This is a genomic window from Shewanella sp., assembly GCF_013214165.1.
Lineage (GTDB): Bacteria > Pseudomonadota > Gammaproteobacteria > Enterobacterales > Shewanellaceae > Shewanella.
In genome coordinates, this window is record NZ_JABSSM010000085.1 from 1 (window position 1) to 16,889 (window position 16,889).

At 49.1% G+C, this 16,889-nt stretch carries 15 protein-coding genes; 9 read left to right on the top strand and 6 right to left on the bottom strand.

The features are described 5' to 3' along the window. Nucleotides 1-716 (top strand): transposase (locus HRU42_RS17730; RefSeq protein ID WP_295033000.1); only part of this gene is annotated, 716 nt, incomplete at its 5' end. A gap of 338 nt (nt 717-1,054) precedes the next feature. Here HRU42_RS17730 and HRU42_RS17735 read toward each other — a convergent pair. The 4 genes from HRU42_RS17735 to HRU42_RS17750 all read right to left on the bottom strand — a co-directional run bounded on the left by HRU42_RS17735 (nt 1,055) and on the right by HRU42_RS17750 (nt 6,532). Further along, nucleotides 1,055-2,968, bottom strand: coding sequence for an ABC transporter transmembrane domain-containing protein (locus HRU42_RS17735; protein WP_295033001.1), 1,914 nt, complete (start codon nt 2,966-2,968; stop codon nt 1,055-1,057). Nucleotides 2,969-3,135: 167 nt separating this feature from the next. Next, nucleotides 3,136-3,744, bottom strand: coding sequence for a heme utilization protein HutZ (gene hutZ, locus HRU42_RS17740; protein WP_295033002.1), 609 nt, complete (start codon nt 3,742-3,744; stop codon nt 3,136-3,138). Nucleotides 3,745-3,781: 37 nt separating this feature from the next. Continuing rightward, nucleotides 3,782-4,255, bottom strand: coding sequence for a heme utilization cystosolic carrier protein HutX (gene hutX, locus HRU42_RS17745; protein ID WP_295033025.1), 474 nt, complete (start codon nt 4,253-4,255; stop codon nt 3,782-3,784). A gap of 225 nt (nt 4,256-4,480) precedes the next feature. Continuing rightward, nucleotides 4,481-6,532 (bottom strand): TonB-dependent hemoglobin/transferrin/lactoferrin family receptor, encoded by a 2,052-nt coding sequence (locus HRU42_RS17750; protein WP_295033003.1) that lies wholly within the window; start codon nt 6,530-6,532, stop codon nt 4,481-4,483. Nucleotides 6,533-6,847: 315 nt separating this feature from the next. Between HRU42_RS17750 and HRU42_RS17755 the strand changes: the two genes are divergently transcribed. The 7 genes from HRU42_RS17755 to HRU42_RS17785 all read left to right on the top strand — a co-directional run bounded on the left by HRU42_RS17755 (nt 6,848) and on the right by HRU42_RS17785 (nt 12,278). Next, nucleotides 6,848-7,612, top strand: coding sequence for an energy transducer TonB (locus tag HRU42_RS17755; RefSeq protein WP_295033005.1), 765 nt, complete (start codon nt 6,848-6,850; stop codon nt 7,610-7,612). Between the two features lie 100 nt (nt 7,613-7,712). Further along, nucleotides 7,713-8,507, top strand: a complete 795-nt coding sequence (locus HRU42_RS17760) for a MotA/TolQ/ExbB proton channel family protein (RefSeq protein WP_295033007.1) — start codon at nt 7,713-7,715, stop codon at nt 8,505-8,507. Then, on the top strand, nt 8,504-8,920 hold the full coding sequence (locus HRU42_RS17765) for a biopolymer transporter ExbD (protein ID WP_295033008.1): 417 nt from the start codon (nt 8,504-8,506) through the stop codon (nt 8,918-8,920). Before HRU42_RS17760 ends, HRU42_RS17765 begins: the two co-directional genes overlap by 4 nt. 52 nt (nt 8,921-8,972) lie before the next feature. Continuing rightward, nucleotides 8,973-9,926, top strand: a complete 954-nt coding sequence (locus tag HRU42_RS17770) for a hemin ABC transporter substrate-binding protein (RefSeq protein WP_295033010.1) — start codon at nt 8,973-8,975, stop codon at nt 9,924-9,926. 27 nt (nt 9,927-9,953) lie between these two features. Continuing rightward, a complete protein-coding gene (locus HRU42_RS17775) occupies nt 9,954-10,970 on the top strand; it encodes an iron ABC transporter permease (protein ID WP_295033011.1) in 1,017 nt (338 codons plus the stop codon). Nucleotides 10,971-10,981: 11 nt separating this feature from the next. Next, nucleotides 10,982-11,746: a heme ABC transporter ATP-binding protein gene (locus HRU42_RS17780; protein WP_295033013.1), complete on the top strand. Its 765-nt coding sequence runs from the start codon at nt 10,982-10,984 to the stop codon at nt 11,744-11,746. A 199-nt stretch (nt 11,747-11,945) separates the two neighbouring features. Continuing rightward, entirely contained in the window at nt 11,946-12,278 is a 333-nt protein-coding gene (locus HRU42_RS17785; RefSeq protein ID WP_295033017.1) for a DUF2956 domain-containing protein, read from the top strand. Nucleotides 12,279-12,329: 51 nt separating this feature from the next. Here HRU42_RS17785 and HRU42_RS17790 read toward each other — a convergent pair whose 3' ends face one another. Beyond that, nucleotides 12,330-13,223, bottom strand: coding sequence for an ion transporter (locus HRU42_RS17790; RefSeq protein WP_295033019.1), 894 nt, complete (start codon nt 13,221-13,223; stop codon nt 12,330-12,332). Between the two features lie 289 nt (nt 13,224-13,512). Here HRU42_RS17790 and HRU42_RS17795 point away from each other — a divergent pair, with 289 nt between their 5' ends. Next, a complete protein-coding gene (locus HRU42_RS17795) occupies nt 13,513-14,145 on the top strand; it encodes a pseudouridine synthase (RefSeq protein ID WP_295033021.1) in 633 nt (210 codons plus the stop codon). Nucleotides 14,146-14,229: 84 nt separating this feature from the next. Here HRU42_RS17795 and HRU42_RS17800 read toward each other — a convergent pair whose 3' ends face one another. Then, nucleotides 14,230-16,725 carry a bifunctional diguanylate cyclase/phosphodiesterase gene (locus HRU42_RS17800; protein ID WP_295033023.1) on the bottom strand — a complete coding sequence of 832 codons (2,496 nt, stop codon included), beginning with the start codon at nt 16,723-16,725 and terminating at the stop codon, nt 14,230-14,232. Nucleotides 16,726-16,889: the final 164 nt, after the last annotated feature.

Genomic DNA, 16,889 nt, shown 5'->3' on the forward strand with positions numbered 1-16,889 from the left:
ATGGTCTACTTGCTGAATGGCAGGAACGTTTATCGAGTATTAGTTGGTTTATGCGCTGTCTTAATGAAGAGATAGCGCGTAGGGCCAATTGTGAGGATGAATGTAAAGGCGCTTTTTGGGAGGGACGTTTTAAGTCACAAGCCTTACTCGATGAACAGGCGCTGCTAGCATGCATGATGTACGTGGATTTAAATCCTATCAGAGCCGGGATTGCTAATACACTCCAAACTTCTGATTATACATCTATTCAGGAGCGTATTATCGAACTAAATACCCCTGAGGAAAACACTAAAGCAAATGATGATAAATCAGCATTAAGCTCGAGTGAGCCACTCAAACCCCTTGCCCAATTCGATGGTGCTGCCCATCTAGCGACTCAAGCAGGCATCCCATTTCATTTCTGTGATTACCTTCAACTTATCGATTGGACTGGCAGAGCCATTAGGCCTGATAAAAAAGGGTTTATTGATTCAAGCCAGCCTAAATTGCTCAATGAACTTGGTATTGCACCCGAGGCTTGGATAACCTCAGCGAAAGAGTTTCGTCGCCAATACAGTGGTATTAGTGGTCGTTGGGATGCTATGTGTGCTTTCAAAAAGCAGCATAACTGTGGGCTATGGTGTAAAGGTAAAGCCAGCAGCAATGCACTTCATCCATCTCCTAAGAAAGGTCTTCGCGGCTGTGGGCTTCCGGCTATAGATACCAATGAAGGTTAGGCCTTCAAAAAATGATCATACGGCAAAGGGGCTGGATTCCCGCCCACAAGCATTGCGGGAATGACGAGTATTGAATTGCTATCCAATAGAGGGTCAATAAAATTAATAACCTTCTTTGATTGACCCAGTGTAGATGCGGCTACGAGCTTCGGCAGCATGGAAGCTGCCGCAGAGCCCACAGGGATGTGCTTGCGGCGTCTCGTAGAAGTATCTGCATGTAAGCCCACGGCAGGTGATAGATACCATTGAAGCCATGCTTACCAAATAACAAGCAAACACCAAAACCGCCCAATGAACCCACTCTAAAAAGATACTTGCTACTTGTTATCCGACAAGTTTTAATTTTCTGTTATCAGTTGCAAACTGGCAAACTCTCGATAAAGCTCACTGGTCTGCATCAATTCTTGGTGAGAGCCGCTCGCCACTAACTGGCCTTTCTCCATCACCAGAATACGGTCGGCGTTGAGCACGGTCGCTAATCGATGAGCGATGATCAGTGTGGTCTTGCCGACCATTAAGCTGTCCAGCGCTTGTTTGACCTTGTGCTCACTGATGGCATCGAGGGCACTGGTGGCTTCATCGAGCAAGAGTATCGGCCTGTCGGCCAAGATGGCCCTGGCGATGGCGATTCTCTGTTTCTGACCGCCGGATAAGCGCACTCCACGCTCACCTAAATAGGTGTGGTAACCCTGCCTAAATTCAGAGATGAACTCATGGGCGCGAGCGGCCTCACAGGCCTTCATCACCTCCTCCTCGCTGGCATCTAATCGGCCGTAACGCACGTTTTCTAACACACTGCTAGCAAAGATAACCGACTCCTGAGGCACCAGGGCATATTGTTGACGTAGCGTCTGGGGCTTGAGCTGAGCGATATCGATACCGTCTAGCGTTATGGTGCCGGCATTTAAACAGTAAAAGCGCTGTAGCAGCTCAAACAAGGTGCTCTTGCCCGCACCGCTGGCGCCGACAAGGGCGACCCTCTCCCCCGGCTGAATATGTACATCCAGCCCCCTGATAACCTCATCATCGATAGTGAGCGCTGACTTACCTTGATCATTGGCTTGCTCATTGACCTGCTGATTGGCCACAGATTGCTGCGAGTCTTGGATATCTTGATAACTGAAACGCACCCCAGTGAGCTTAAGCTCACCCTTGACCTTGGCCGGAAGCTCGAGCGGATGTTCGACGCAAGGTATGTCTATGGGTGTCTCGATAAGTTCAATCAAGCGCTCGGAAGCACCGGCGGCCCTCTGTATCTCACCTATCACTTCACTGATGGTGGCTACCGAGCCTGCAACCATCACGGCGTAGAACATGAAGGCCGACAATTCACCGCCAGTCATGCCTCCGGAGATCACATCTCGAGCCCCCACCCAAGTCACTAGGGCGATGGCCAAGATGCTGAGGAACATCACCAGGGCGATCAGAATAGAGCGATACCAGATGCGGCCCCTTGCCGCATCCATCACAGCTTCGACCCGATTGCTGAATAGAGCTCGGTCTCGATCTTCATGGGAATAGGCCTGCACAGTGTGGATCTCATGCAATGTCTCGTCGACATAGGCACCCAGATCGCCGACCCTGTCCTGACTCTGGCGGGATAACTCTCTGACCTTGCGGCCGAAGAAGAAGATGGGGCCCAGTACCAGCGGCACGGCCAACAAGACCAGCCCCGTCATCTTGATGCTGGTGAATCCCATCATCACTATGCCGCCAATCACAGTCACGCTGGAGCGCAGTGCCATAGAGAGACTGGAGCCCACGACTGACTGAAGCAAGGTCGAGTCTGCGGTGAAGCGAGAGATCACCTCTCCGGTGCGTAACTTGGCATAGAAGCCCGGCGATAACTTGAGTAGGTGGTCATACACTTTCAGACGAATATCAGCGCTGACGCGCTCTCCGAGCCAGGTCATCAGATAGAAACGGCAGAAGATGGCCGAGCTGCTCAAGGCTGTGATACCGATCACCAGCATGATGATCTCGTTGAGACGATTGCCATTTTCCTGTAAGAAGCCTTCATCTACCATGAGGCGAACCCCTTGGCCTAAAGATAGCCAGGCCAGGGAGCCGATAAACAAGAAGACGATGGCCGCGATGACTCTGGTCTTATAGGGTTTGAGGAAGCCCGCGATCCAGGGCAGCACCGAGCGTCGGTGAACATGGGGCTTGGGACTCTGTGGCGCCGAGGCTGATGAAACCGATTTATTCGCATCTGTATTCATGGCAGAGGCTGAAGAAGCATCTTGACTCAAGGGGCATCCTTAATGAAGAAGCAATAACGAAAGATTAGCTTGTTTTATTCACTTAATAAAAGAGAGAATAACAAAACCCGCGTTAAAACGCGGGCTTTGTTTGTATCAGGAGGTTTTAGCTAGGCCGTTAGGACTCTCACTCATGCAGGCTAGACCGTTAGAACAAACTAGGCTGGCTCGGCATTCTCGGTTTCGACTCTAGTTGCAACGCTGGCTTCACTTGTGGGAGCGCCGCCATGATGGCCGTCGCGCTTCCAGTCCACATCCAGCAGCTCAGAGCCTGTCAGGCTAAATGCCTGGCCGAAGCCTTTCACGTAGAGGCCATGGTGAGGGGTCAGCTTAAACAGGTTAAAGTCTTTCAATACCGATAGATTCTCTATCATCTCACCGAAACGAGCCGACAGCGCCGCAACGCCTTTTGCAAAGGCCTCAGTCTCTCTGGCTACGAGACTCGCATGAGCATCGAAGGTCAGACGCTTACGGGCGAAGATGGTTTTCGCTTGCGACTCATCTTCAACCAGCATCACCGACACTTGGGAAGACTCCCTGAGGTTAGTGCCATGTCTCGCCAGCTCGCTGACCAAGATATAGAAGCCATCATCGGCGAGTGCGAATGGGGCGTAACTGGCATTTGGCACACCCGATGCGCTCTTAGTGGCCAGCTGTAATGAGCGCCGACTGGCCTTAAACGCTTCGATTTCTGGCAGTAATTTTTCGCGTAATCTCTGCTCTTTAACGTGCGAGTTTTTTTCTGCTGACGCTCTTGATTCTGACATAAGGATTCTCTCTACACTCTGGATGTTAAGGCCAATATCAAACAGCGGCTAGCTGCTTCAAGGCTTTGAATCGACTGACCTGCTCAGGGATCAGTACTCGCTGCTTATCTCTGCCCAGGTAAATCTTGAATACCACTTCACCCTTAGCGCCGAAGAAGTTGATCGCATGACTCTCCTGACCTCTGAACGGTCGGCTAAGCAGTGCTATAGCACTGATATCATCTAGCTTGAGGTGACCATGCAGGCCATCACCCTTAGTGATCAGGTTATAATAACCGTGGGCATACTTTCCCTTAGGGAAAGCACCTTTAAATTCGAAGATACTGCCCGAGACCGAGATGATGGTGGTCATAGGCCCCCAAGTCGGCAACTCTGCCAATAAACTGTCTTTTTCACTCAATGACAAAAGGGCAAACTGCTCTTGGGGAAGTTGAGACACGACCTCTAACTCTGTGACTGCCAGCTCGGCTGCGATTTGACCTGCCATCAAGTCGGGTCTGTCGTTTAACATGGAACGAATAGCGAGTTTGCTCTCGTCGTTAAGTTTCTCTGCAATTATTTTTTCCATCGGGTTTCCCATCAATAAACCTGTTATCTACTTTGTGGATGCTTGGGGTCAATTTACGTCCAATATTAACGCCTGTCGGAGCGCCTTTACCGACTCGGTGAGTCGCAAGGGTTAAATCCATTTAACCCTATATTTAATCTTTACGCCTCACGATTACCGCTAGCACGATTAGAAAATATATCTGCCCGACAGCTTGAAGTTACGCCCCTGCTCGTACAAGTTTTGCCACGCTTGGCGATACTCTTCATCACCGATATTCTCGATGGCGAAATCGACTCGTAAGCCTGCCAGCGAACCCATGGCAGGTTCCCATGCCAGATACACGTCCCAGAGTTTGTAGTCTTCATACTGAGCTGTATACGAATCAGGCATCTGCTCTTGCTCTGCCACATAGGTGATACGGGTACCGAACTTAACATCCCCTTGCATCACAGTCTGAGACAGATCGGCAACCAACTTCTTAGCCGGAATGTTAGCCAGGTACTCACCGCTATTTTTGTTTTTACCTTCTGTCTGACCATAGTTGAGTGTCACGCGGGTCTGCTCATAGCGGTAACGGGTACTGAACTCGAAACCGGTCAACTTGGCTTCATCTACGTTGTCCCAAGAGGTCGTTTGCTCGAGACCTGGCATCCCCATCAGCGGATTAGACACAGATTGCTCGATGAAGTCATCCACATCGTTACGGAACACGTTCAAGGTGATCGCCAACTCGTCGTTACCCGCCAAGTTGCTAAAGCGCATATCCGCCTTAACTTCTTTGTTCTTGGCCTTTTCCGCTTGCAGATCTGGGTTGATCTCGAAGGTGTTGCACAGACCATTAGGTAAGAACCCTGGGATCGGTGGGATACAATAATGGGTACCGGTCGAATACATCTCTTCGATACTCGGCGCCCTGAAGGCTTCATCGTATCTGGCACTCAGGGTCAACCAATCTGTGGTTTCCCAAACCAGTCCCAACGAGGGCGACAGGGCGTTATCGTCTGATGACTCACCTAAGTTAATACTCTCGTTTTCGAACGTATCGTAACGCGCCGCGACTTCGAGAGACAAGGTATCGCTAAGATCGATATCCGCCTTAGCGAAGGCGCCAAAAACTTTTGTCTTACCATCGATAGCATCGGGACGTTGACCCGCTTGTCCCGAGTCATCACGTACAGTTTTGATGCTGTCCTGATAGCCATCGATACCATAAATGAGCCTTGTCGCGCCGAAGATTGAGCTGTTATTGACGCTGAAACCTATGGTTTCATATTCAGTGCTGTCTTTCTGCCCCTTGGTGACCCTGTCTTCGTCGTAATCTGTACCGTTCCAATAAAGGGTGGCATTGAGATCCAAATTGGCATTGTGAGTCGGATTCAGGCTGTAATCTAAGGTGAAATTTTTATCCTTAGTCCTACGCTGGATCAGAGGCACCGAGCCGCCCACCTCAGCAGCCGGATTGCTCGGCACCAACTCATCGGTATCGGAGAAACGTCCAGAGAATTGCAGGCGCTGACCTTCGCTTGGCTCCCAGCCAAACTTTATCAAGCCACTGGTTCTCTCGGAACCACTGTTCTCCAAGGTTTCACCGTTACCGACCTTGATATTATTGTTGTCGTTGTAGCTGCCGTTGAGCAACCAATCAAATTTATCGGCAACGCCATAAATGGCGCCGCTGGTCTTAATTTTATCACCGTTAGACTCGAAGCCTTGCTTAAGGTAACCCCCTAAGGTATCTCCCTCCTCGAGCATGTCTTGGGCCGACTTAGTGTTCAGTGCCACCACACCGCCAATCGCGCCGCTTCCCCACAAGCTACTCGCAGGTCCACGTATCACTTCGACAGATTGAAGCAGTTCAGTATCCATGAAATAGGTACCACGGTGACCCGAGTGGGTGTTTTGACGCGCACCATCTATGGTCTGCAATATTCTTGGTCCGCCTAGACCTCGGATCTCAATCCCCTGAGAAGAGGCCCGCGGACCATTGGTGACATTGATATTGGCTTCATTTTTAAGTGCCTGAGCCACCGATGCAGGTTGTAACTGCTGCAGTTCCTCTGCACCAATAACGGCTAGGCTGCGGCTGGTGTCAGATGCTTTCTCGCTGATACGGGTTGCAGTCACTAAAACCTCATCAAACTCAGATACAGACTCAGCTTGCTGAGCAAAAGTTCCAGCTGATATGGCCGTAGAACTCAGTGCTATCGCCATAGCTATCACTAACGGCTTCTTTGTCATCGATCATTTCCTCGGGTCTTATTATTTATCTGTTTACAGCCAAAATCACCAACAAGATCAAAACAATGATCGTTAGCAACTTAAAGTTTCGACAGACTCAATGGGTATTTCTGGCACTTTACATGAGTAAAACACTTATATCAAATGAAAATCATTACCATTTGCAACTTCATTAACATTCGTATATCTTATATGCCAATATTGATTCACGTTGGACGTTGATGGTTGAAAAACCTTTGATAGTAGGTAGTTATACTAACTTGGGCCTCACTGAGCAGGACTCAATGTCCCTCGAGAAAGAGAAGCGTAAAGACAATGACACCTAAACGATATTTAGCATTCGGCTGTATCACCCTATTAATCCAGGGTGGGCTTATTGCTGCCCAGGATATGCTGCCGGTTAATGTCGAAAAGTTCCAAATGAACTCAGGCAGTGCCATGGGCCAAACTCAGGCGATCAATCTGTCGCTCGCGATGCGATCCAGCGTCGCAGCAAAGCAAACACCTCATAAAGACCCAAAGCCTAAGCAAGAGATAGTCAAAGTTCAACAGCCAGCCCCCATTGCTGATCCCATGGAGACATCAACTTCGGTCGCTAAAGCAATGGCTCAACCGATAACGAAACCAAGCACTAAGCCAAAGCCCAGCAAGCTGGCCAAAACACAGGCTAAACAGACAATTGAGCAAGCGATTAAAGCTGCTGACAAGGAGCCGCAGCCCACGGCACCAGCCAGTGTTCTTGTACAGTCACAGTCGCAAAATCAAGCCAAAATAACGGCCAAGCAAGGCGTCAGTCAAGAGGCCATCACCCTGAGTAGGCCGACATTTTCATCTCCTCCGGCCCAACCTAGATACCCTAAGCTTGCCCGTAAGCGAGGTTTCGAGGGCACGGCAATGATAGAGGTGATGTTTAATCATATTGGCGAGCAAGTGTCACTCACACTGATTAATAGCTCAGGGTTTTCATTACTCGACCGTGCGGCAATCACAGCGGTCGAGCAGTGGCAATTTTCTCCGCCTTCCCCGCAAACGGCCTTCGCTTATAGGGTTAAGGTGCCGGTCAAGTTTGCCCTTAATTAGTGTTTAATTTTCCCAAAGAACTAGATTGATGAATAACTATCAGGCCACTCGAGTCAGTGACTGGTATTTATCAATGAGTGTTCAATAATAAGGACCCCAGATGTCTGTTAATTTGTTTACCTCTCTAAGCGAGCAACTCGGCCCCCTCACCTGGCCCATGTTCATCTGCGCCTTTATCGCCCTGATGATCATCTTAGAGCGACTTGCCCTGGTGATATTCGACTTGCCTAAACGCGATATTTGGTTAAGTGAGCTGCGCCAACAGAGCAGAACGTCTGATCCAGAACAAGTAACAGCCTTGATAGCTCGATTAAGTAGCGGAGCAAGTGTGCTGTCTAAGGGCGCACACCTGCTACTAACCCATGCGGAGCAAGACCGAACCATGCGCGAGCAGATCATCAATCTCTGGTTAACTCAACAGCGACAAGTATTACGATCCGGACTCAAGGTGTTGCAAGTGATCGGCATTATCACCCCGCTACTGGGTCTACTGGGAACCGTACTTGGCTTAATCGAGATGTTTAACCAACTCGGCGCTTCCGATGGTCCTGTGACTCCTTCCCAGTTGGCATCCGGTTTGGGCCTGGCGATGAATACCACAGCGGCGGGTCTCATCATCGCCGTCCCAGCCATCACCATGGCCCACCTGTTTGGCATATGGGCGGATCAGCGTTGCAGCAAGATTGCCTACGCCCTCAATCAGATCAACTTATGGCTCGAAGGATTGGAGCAAGCCATGACCTTAGGCTGTGATCCTCAAGCCAGCGCCTTTTGCGCTCAGAGCAATAAGGCTCAGGCTAGTATGACTCAGTCTAAAAATGCTCAAATCAATACTGCTCCAGTTAATACTCTCGCTAGAAAAACCCAGACGAATAAAGCTCAGGTGGGAATATGATTGGGCTGGAGCAAGATGATGCAGGCTCAAGCATAACCGGGTTAGACCTGACACCCTTGCTCGACATCATCTTCATCGTCTTAGTGTTTCTCTTGCTGACCGCTAACACGCAACTACTGAGTCTAGCCATCGAAGTCCCGACGGAATCGACATCTGAGTTGCAGGCCCTGTCTCAGGATAATCATCTCACCATCAATGTGATGGCTTCACCGCCTTTTTGGGCACTGGATGGTGAGGAATATCAGGATTTCACCCATTTTGAACAGGCCTTCATCAGCAACTTCAAGGAAAATCCAGACGCCAAGGTGATTATTGCAGCCGACAAAGAGGCACAAGTTCAGCCCTTGATGACCTTGCTTGCGCTCATGCAGAGGCAGCAGATCAGCAATACCCAGATACTGATGGAACCATAGACATCTATTGATACAAGAATAATTAACCATTAGCCTATTTTCGGAGCCACATATGTTCAATCCATCACACGCTTTTAATAGACGAGTTAGCTCGAAGTGCCTGCTGTTATCTGCCAGCCTGTTACTGACTTTTAATGTATCAGCCCATGAAGGCGTACATGCCGATGAAGAGACTCAAGAAGCGCGTCTGGTGAGTGCGGGCGCTGGAGTGACCGAGTTGGTGCTGGCACTGGAAGCCGGTGACGAGTTAGTCGCGGTGGACTCCACCAGCATACTGCCTGCATCTATGACAGAAATAGACACGCTGGGTTACCACAGAATGCTGTCGGCAGAAGGCATTTTAGCCTTAACCCCTACCCTGGTTCTGGGCACCGATGCCATGGGCCCGGAAACGACCCTAGAGGTACTCAGAAGCGCCGATGTCAAGGTCGTCAAACTGCCTACGGCCAAGGACCGATCTCAGCTGCTGAGCAATATCGATACGATGGGCAAGTTACTGAATCGCCAAGCGCAAGCCAAACAGTTGCAGCTCAAGCTCCGAGCCTCTCTGGATGCCATAGCCGCAAAGAAAAAGCAAGTTGGCGACGCAGAACAGGCACCTAAGATCTTGTTTATGTTGTTGCAAGCCGATAGGCCTGCACGGGTCGGCGGTGAGGGCACAGCAGCCGATATCATCATCAAGCTAGCCGGCGGCAACAACATCGCCGACTTCTCCGGTTACAAGAGCCTGTCTCAGGAGGGCATTTTATCCCTGCAACCGGATTTTATCCTGATCTCTAATCGCTCACACGCTCACGCTTCAACATCAAAGAGTGATGCAAACAAAGCGGCTAGCGACGCCGAAAAAGTGCTTGAAGCCATGCCTCTACTTGCTCATACCCCGGCGGGAAAAAACAAGCGAATACAGTCAATCAAACCCCAAGCCTTGTTAGGTGGCTTAGGCCTAAGTGCCATCGAGGCGGCCGATAAACTCGCCAGCGACCTGATTGAAATAAATCGATATTAACCCCATACCCACACCTTGGATAACGTTATGAATAGCCAAGCTTGGCTCTTGCCCGGACTTATCGCCTTGCTGGTCATCACCAGTATATTGTCGATAAGCACGGGGCCGTTGAATATCAGCCCGTCTACCAGCTTCAGCGCGGTGATCGCCTGGGCGACTCATTATGAACTCGCCGGTGTCGCTCCCCATGAGCAGCTGGTGATCAACAATGTTCGCCTACCAAGGACGCTGCTGGCCATGGCCGTGGGCGCAATTTTGGCACAATGTGGCGCCGTGATGCAGGGCCTATTTCGTAACCCCTTGGCCGATCCTGGCATCATAGGCGTCTCCTCCGGGGCTGCTCTGGGCGCTGCGATATGCATAGTCATGTTTCCCGCGGCGGCCCAATATTGGATTGCCTGCAGTGCTTTTATCGCAGGCTTAATCACCACCTTACTTGTGTACCGCTTAGCCACCAGCCCGACAGGAACCTCGGTGATGTTATTGCTGCTTTCCGGCGTAGCCGTCGCAGCCTTGGCTGGCGCAGGAATAGGCGTGTTGACTTACATGGCCAACGATATGGCCCTGAGAGATCTCACCCTGTGGCAGATGGGCTCTATTGCCGGCGCTCAATGGCAATATGTCATTCTCGCCTTAGTCGCCCTGGTGTTGCTCAGCTGGCACTTCAATGCCAGCGCTGGGGCGCTAAATGCCTTGCTGCTGGGTGAATCCGAGGCCCGTCACTTGGGCATAGACGTAGATAAGCTTAAATATAGACTCATCTTGCTCTGTGCATTAGGCGTGGGGATCTCAGTGGCAGCAACGGGCATCATAGGCTTTATCGGTCTGGTTATTCCCCATCTGGTACGTATCCTCATCGGTCCAGACCACAAGCAATTATTGCCTCTAAGCGCCCTGCTCGGCGCGGTAATATTGGCCCTGGCCGACATAGGCGCCCGTTCTTTGGTCGCGCCATCTGAGCTACCCGTTGGTCTAGTGACTGCGCTGCTGGGTGCCCCATTTTTTATCTTCTTGCTGTTAAAACAGCGGTCGAGATTTCTCTAGGTGACAGGCATATGATTGACATTAACCATCTATCGGTCCGCATAGATAACAAGCCGGTATTGACCGACATAAACCTCACCATAGCTGCCGGCAAGGTCACTGCCCTACTGGGCCCCAACGGTGCGGGTAAGTCGACACTGCTCAAGAGTCTCTGTCAGGAAACGGACATCGATGCTGGCAATATTTTACTCGATAATCGACCGATACATGAATGGGATAGACGAGAGTTGGCCAAGACTCTGGCCGTTCTGCCTCAACACGCCTCACTCACCTTCCCCTTCAAGGTGAATGAGGTCGTCGCCATGGGATTATATCCCTTGAGTGTTAGCCGCAGCCAAGGAGCCCAAATCGTAGATCAACAGTTACACCGGCTAGATCTGCTGTCACTCAAGTACCGCAGTTACCCTACCCTGTCAGGGGGAGAGAAGCAGAGAGTGCAACTCGCGAGAGTATTGACTCAGTTACAGCAGGCGAGTCGCCCACCAGTCTTACTCCTAGATGAGCCTACCTCGGCACTGGATCTCGCGCAGCAACACAGGGTGTTAGCCTTAGCCAAGACCTTGGCTCATGAGCACGAGTATGCCGTCGTCCTAGTGCTGCACGATCTTAATCAGGCTTCACGCTATGCAGACAATTTAGTGGTTTTAGAGCGGGGACAGATTGTCAGCCAAGGTGATCCCATAGTGGCTCTGTCACCCGAGACTATCCGTCAGGTGTGGAAATACGACCCGCTCGTCGTCAAGGCTCCAGACACCGATATCCCGCTGCTTTTTTAGTCGCCACTTCTAGGTGTAGAGTTCTGGTATAAGTACTGGTATAAGTACAGGTATTAGTGCGGGTATAAGTACTGGCATTATTGCGGGGATAAGTGCTGGGGTCAGGTTCTGCCAACCGGCCAGTTTGCCTATCTCGAACAGAATCCCTTCGAGTCATGTGCTATAGTCCCAGCCAATAAAATACCTTGAGATCCTATAGATGACTGCGGCGAAAAATGTCTCCGACGAAACAAAAAATGAAGCAATGAAGGTGGCCAAGGCCACTCAAAAGCCAGGACAAACCAAAGAGCAGACTAAACTGATTGCCGCAGGTATCGAGAAAGGTATCGCAGAATATAAGAAACAACACAAGAATAAGGCCCGCGACCGTGACAAGGCCCGCAAGCAAGATATCAAGGCCAAGGCTAGAACCGTAAAGACAGCAGATAGTGAGACATCAGCACCTGCGAGTCAGTCCAATACCTCCATGCTACCTTGGGGCTTACTCGTTATCAGCTGGATTGGATTTATCGGTTTTAGCTTGATGAAGTAGCAAGCCGTAAGTTCCTAGGTCCTAGGAACTTACACCTAGGAACACTAAGCTTTAACCCAGCTTCTGCGCCCCTTGTACATTTTCCGCACTATTCACACCTTGCATTAGCATGCCCTTTAGCTCGGCAATCTGGGCCTTCAACTCTGCCACATCCGCCGCACTGGCAGGTTTGTCATCAGCCGTTGGCTCAGCTAATGGCGCTAGTTTTTTGGCCTCTTCGGCTTCTTCTTCGGCTCGCATCGCAGCCGTTTCCTGGGTCATAACATCCAATACCGCGCCTACCATCATGTTGAGAAAAACGAAAGCTGTTAGGAAGATAAAGCTCAGATAATAGGTCCAGCTCAGAGGATAAACGGCCATGGTTTCATACATCACCGAGGTCCATGACTCGAAAGTCGATATTCTAAATAAGGTCAACATGGCGACCGAGACATCCCCCCAGAGGAAGTCATTGATATGAGCGAATAGCATGCTGCCAATGGCGCCATAAATATAGAAGATGACGAACATCAGCAGTGCGATATAACCCATACGGGGAATGGCTTTGAATAACGCATTCACTAACATACGCAGCTCGGGGATCATGGAGACCAGTCGCAACACCCTGAAGATCCGCAGCAAACGGGCAATGAGAACCCCCGCTCCACCAGCCGGGATCAGGCTGCCTATCACGATCAAGGTATCGAAGATATTCCAGCCATTACTGAAAAACTTCTTTGGTCCATCGCTGGCAAGAAAACGTATAACGATTTCGATGGTAAAGAAGACGGTAATACCCAGATCGAGCGCGAGTAGGCTCTTCTCTATCCAAGATGGCAGATGATAGGTGTGCGCGCCGATAGAAAGCGCCGAGACTATGATGACAAAAATCACAAAGCCCTGAAACGCTTTGCTGTTATCGATAAGTTTAAGTTTGCTCTGTAAAACAGACACATTCGCCCGCACGGTTTTCTCCTATAAATATGATCTGATTCTAGCTACTCGCGATATTGAGTAGTCAGATGTAATAGCTAAGCGACTCGAACGTGGGGATCCCAAACGGGATAAAACTCGAGTGTTTGGGGGAACCAGGAATAAGGGGGGATTAGCCACAGTCGCAGCCGACGGAGTATAACTGGACTAGCTTAAGCATTGATTAAGCTTCCCTGAGGGCTGGAGTAAACCTAAATTATTTAAGCTTCACAGTTAACGGGTATAATGACGCATCTCCTTGACCCATTTATGACACTCACCAATGCATGATACCAGCGATAAACTTGATTCCAATCCATCTCATAATCCATGCCCGAGTGAACCTCATCAGCACTACAAGATATTTAAACCACATGGTTCCCTGAGTCAATTTGTTCCAGAGACCAGAAAGAGCAAGCCGTTACTCGGTGAACTGGCTCATTTCCCGGCGGGGATCATGGCGATTGGCCGCTTAGATCATGACTCGGAAGGCCTCTTGTTACTGACAACCGATGGCATGGTCAGTCATCGAGTCCGCAGTAAGAAGGTAGAGAAAGAATACTATGTCCAGATCGATGGTGATATTGATGCTGAAGCCATAACCCGTCTTCGCCAGGGAGTTGAGATAGGCATCAAGGGGGAGAAATATCTCACCTTGCCCTGCAAAGTGAATAAACTCGAGGGAGAGCCAGAACTTCCAGGAAATGGCAGAAAAGCACGAGACCCCAGGCATGGTTCCCTAAGTTGGATATCTATTACCATCAGCGAAGGCAAGAACCGCCAAATTCGTAAGATGACCGCAGCCGCTGGCTTTCCCACCATGAGACTAGTCAGGGTGCGTATTGGTAATATCATGCTAGATAACATGCAACCAGGAGATGTCATTGAGCTGTCTAAAATAACGAGTATTTTATAGCTAGGCCCAAAGATCCCAGAATCTAGCTCCTAGAATCTAGCGCGTACAGACACAGGCCTTTAGCCTTTAGCCTTGAATTACTCGTCATAAATCAAAAAAACTAGCTACATGTAATCTATCGCTAGTTAGAAAGTCATTTAGGGCTTCGGGTAACATGGGTTTACTATAGAGATAACCTTGCGCTTCATTACATCCGTTATCTCTTAAAAATGCCGCTTGGGCTTCATTCTCGACCCCCTCGGCTATCACTTTGAGGTTTAACGCCTGCCCTAAAGCGATCACCGCTTTCGCGATCGCGCTATTGTTTAGATCCTGAGGCAGATTTTTAACGAATGACTGATCTATCTTCAGTTTATGGATCGGCAATTTTGTCAAATAACTTAACGATGAATAGCCGGTGCCAAAATCGTCTACCGATAACTCAATCCCCATTTCACCTAATCTATGCAGGTTGCTAATTGCAGCTTCAGGATCCGACATCATGAAACTTTCAGTCACTTCGAGCTCTAATGCCTTGGCCGGCAGGCCAGTCTCATTGAGTATCCGCTCAACGTCATCTACAAATGAAGCTCGCTTCAGCTGCTGTCCAGCCACATTAACGGCAATACGTCCAAACTTTTTCCCTTGAGAAATCCATTTAACGCCTTGTTGACACGCCTCTTTCAATACCCATGAGCCAATCTCATTAATTAAGCCGATTTTCTCGGCGATTGGAATGAACTGGGCTGGAGAGACATTGCCGAGTACTGGGTCGCACCAACGCAATAATGCTTCAAAGCCCGTGGTTTTCATGGTGACAAAATCAAGCTTAGGCTGATAAACCAGATGGAAGTTTTGCTGTTCCAACGCATCATGCAAGGCGGTCTGCAATGTCAAATGCTTGATGGACTCTTGAGTCAAGGATTCAGTATAAAAAGCGTAGCTATTAGGACCGTCCTGTTTAGCTCTATGTTTGGCCGCATCGGCGTTTCTGAGTAAGGTATAACTGTCCTTGCCATCATGGGGAAACACTGAGATCCCCATGCTCGCAGTCAATCTTATCGGCTCCTTGCCATCGATGAGAAAGGGTTGCTCAAAAACCTGCCTCAGTTTACTCAAGGCCAGTGTCAGCTCCTGATCCCCGCCCACCCGGGATAACAACATGACAAACACATCGCCTCCAATTCGAGCCAAGGTGTCTTCAGACCTTTTCTGGCAGGTCAAACGCCTGGCCAACTCTACCAAGACTTTGTCGCCAGCCAAGTGCCCAAAGCTATCGTTGATATGTTTGAATAGATCAACGTCGATAAATACCGTAGCCAGTTGCTTATGTTGGATTTCAGCATGGCGAATATCCTGGTCAATCAGTGAAATCAACGCCATTCTATTGGGTAATTGAGTTAATGGATCGTGATAGGCTTGATATGCGAGCTCGGCTTCACTTTTTTTCTGCACCGAAATATCGGCAAACACGGCAACAAAATAACGAACTTCACCATCCTCACCAAACATGGCGCTGACGGTTAGCATTTGCGGAAATACGGCACCATTCTTACGCCGGTTCCAAATTTCACCATGCCACTTGCCCTTATGGATCAGTCCACTCCATAATTCGGTGAAGAACGCGCGATCATGTCGCCCCGAGCTAAACATACGCGGGTTTTTCCCCACGACTTCTTCTTTTGAGTAACCCGTTATCTCCGAGAAGGCGCCATAAGTTTCAAGGATTTCACCTTTCCTATCGGTGATCATTACACCTTCGACAGAGTTTTCAAACACCCTTCCAGTTAACTCTAATTCTTCTTCGACCGCCTTGTGTTGAGAGATATTTCTGGAAATGCCAATAACGCCTAAGAGTTCACCAGTGTCTGTCAGTAGTGGTACTTTAGATGTTTCTAACCAATATTTGTCAACCTCGGAAGCTTGTCCCCGACATTCCCCGGCTATTATTTGTATCCCTTTATTAACGGCATCGTGATCAGCTTGAATAAATTTTTCGGCGAGATCGGCAACGAAAAGCTCATTATCTGTTTTGTTGATAATTTCATCGTTAGTCTTCCCCCATGCTCTCTCAACACTTTGATTACACACCCTGTAACGGCCAGAGGTATCTTTTATCCAAATATGTTCTCTTAAACTGTCTATAAAAAGCTGCAGGTTAACCTTGTCTAATGACGCTATAGGTCCACGCTCTTGAGTGTTTTTTTGTTGATGCTCACGATAAATTTCGCTCAGTTCCAGCTCAATATTTTTAATACACAATGTGATTAATGACTGAATTTTACTCGGTTTTATAAGGGGCTCAGCAGCATGATTAACAGGGTTAACCTGGTTTTTTTCTGAGTCTATGCCTAACGATAAGCAGGCAAAAAGCGCCCTCGATGGCCACTTTATCCAATGGGAATGCTTGGCTAAAACAGTAATATCGCCGTGCTCTAGCGTCTTAAAATTACCGAGGGAAGCTGAACTTAATTTGGGGCAGTATTGCTCCGAAGCGTTGACGACCCTGAGTACGACATCACATTGAGCAAGGCTGGAGAGTAGATCGACAGAATCTTGCCAATTTAGCCAATGCTTCGATGAAATAGGAATATCGATCATAGTCTCATAAACTCAAACATTACCTTCTCCACCTATACATCAAACAAGGTTATCTCATTCAACATATTCTAATCTAACGCTTAAACTATAAAAATCAGCGACAAACTTCAACCTATAATTACAAAGTATTAGTCAATAGTGGATCTAGCTAAGGTAATGTAGGA

Excerpts from the sequence above, each read along its gene's own strand:
- hutZ (WP_295033002.1), bottom strand. The coding sequence starts at position 3,744 with ATGTCAGAATCAAGAGCGTCAGCAGAAAAAAACTCGCACGTTAAAGAG.
- HRU42_RS17770 (WP_295033010.1), top strand. The coding sequence starts at position 8,973 with ATGTTCAATCCATCACACGCTTTTAATAGACGAGTTAGCTCGAAGTGC.
- HRU42_RS17780 (WP_295033013.1), top strand. The coding sequence starts at position 10,982 with ATGATTGACATTAACCATCTATCGGTCCGCATAGATAACAAGCCGGTA.
- HRU42_RS17765 (WP_295033008.1), top strand. The coding sequence starts at position 8,504 with ATGATTGGGCTGGAGCAAGATGATGCAGGCTCAAGCATAACCGGGTTA.
- HRU42_RS17760 (WP_295033007.1), top strand. The coding sequence starts at position 7,713 with ATGTCTGTTAATTTGTTTACCTCTCTAAGCGAGCAACTCGGCCCCCTC.
- hutX (WP_295033025.1), bottom strand. The coding sequence starts at position 4,255 with ATGTTAAACGACAGACCCGACTTGATGGCAGGTCAAATCGCAGCCGAG.
- HRU42_RS17800 (WP_295033023.1), bottom strand. The coding sequence starts at position 16,725 with ATGATCGATATTCCTATTTCATCGAAGCATTGGCTAAATTGGCAAGAT.
- HRU42_RS17755 (WP_295033005.1), top strand. The coding sequence starts at position 6,848 with ATGACACCTAAACGATATTTAGCATTCGGCTGTATCACCCTATTAATC.
- HRU42_RS17775 (WP_295033011.1), top strand. The coding sequence starts at position 9,954 with ATGAATAGCCAAGCTTGGCTCTTGCCCGGACTTATCGCCTTGCTGGTC.
- HRU42_RS17785 (WP_295033017.1), top strand. The coding sequence starts at position 11,946 with ATGACTGCGGCGAAAAATGTCTCCGACGAAACAAAAAATGAAGCAATG.
- HRU42_RS17750 (WP_295033003.1), bottom strand. The coding sequence starts at position 6,532 with ATGACAAAGAAGCCGTTAGTGATAGCTATGGCGATAGCACTGAGTTCT.
- HRU42_RS17795 (WP_295033021.1), top strand. The coding sequence starts at position 13,513 with ATGCATGATACCAGCGATAAACTTGATTCCAATCCATCTCATAATCCA.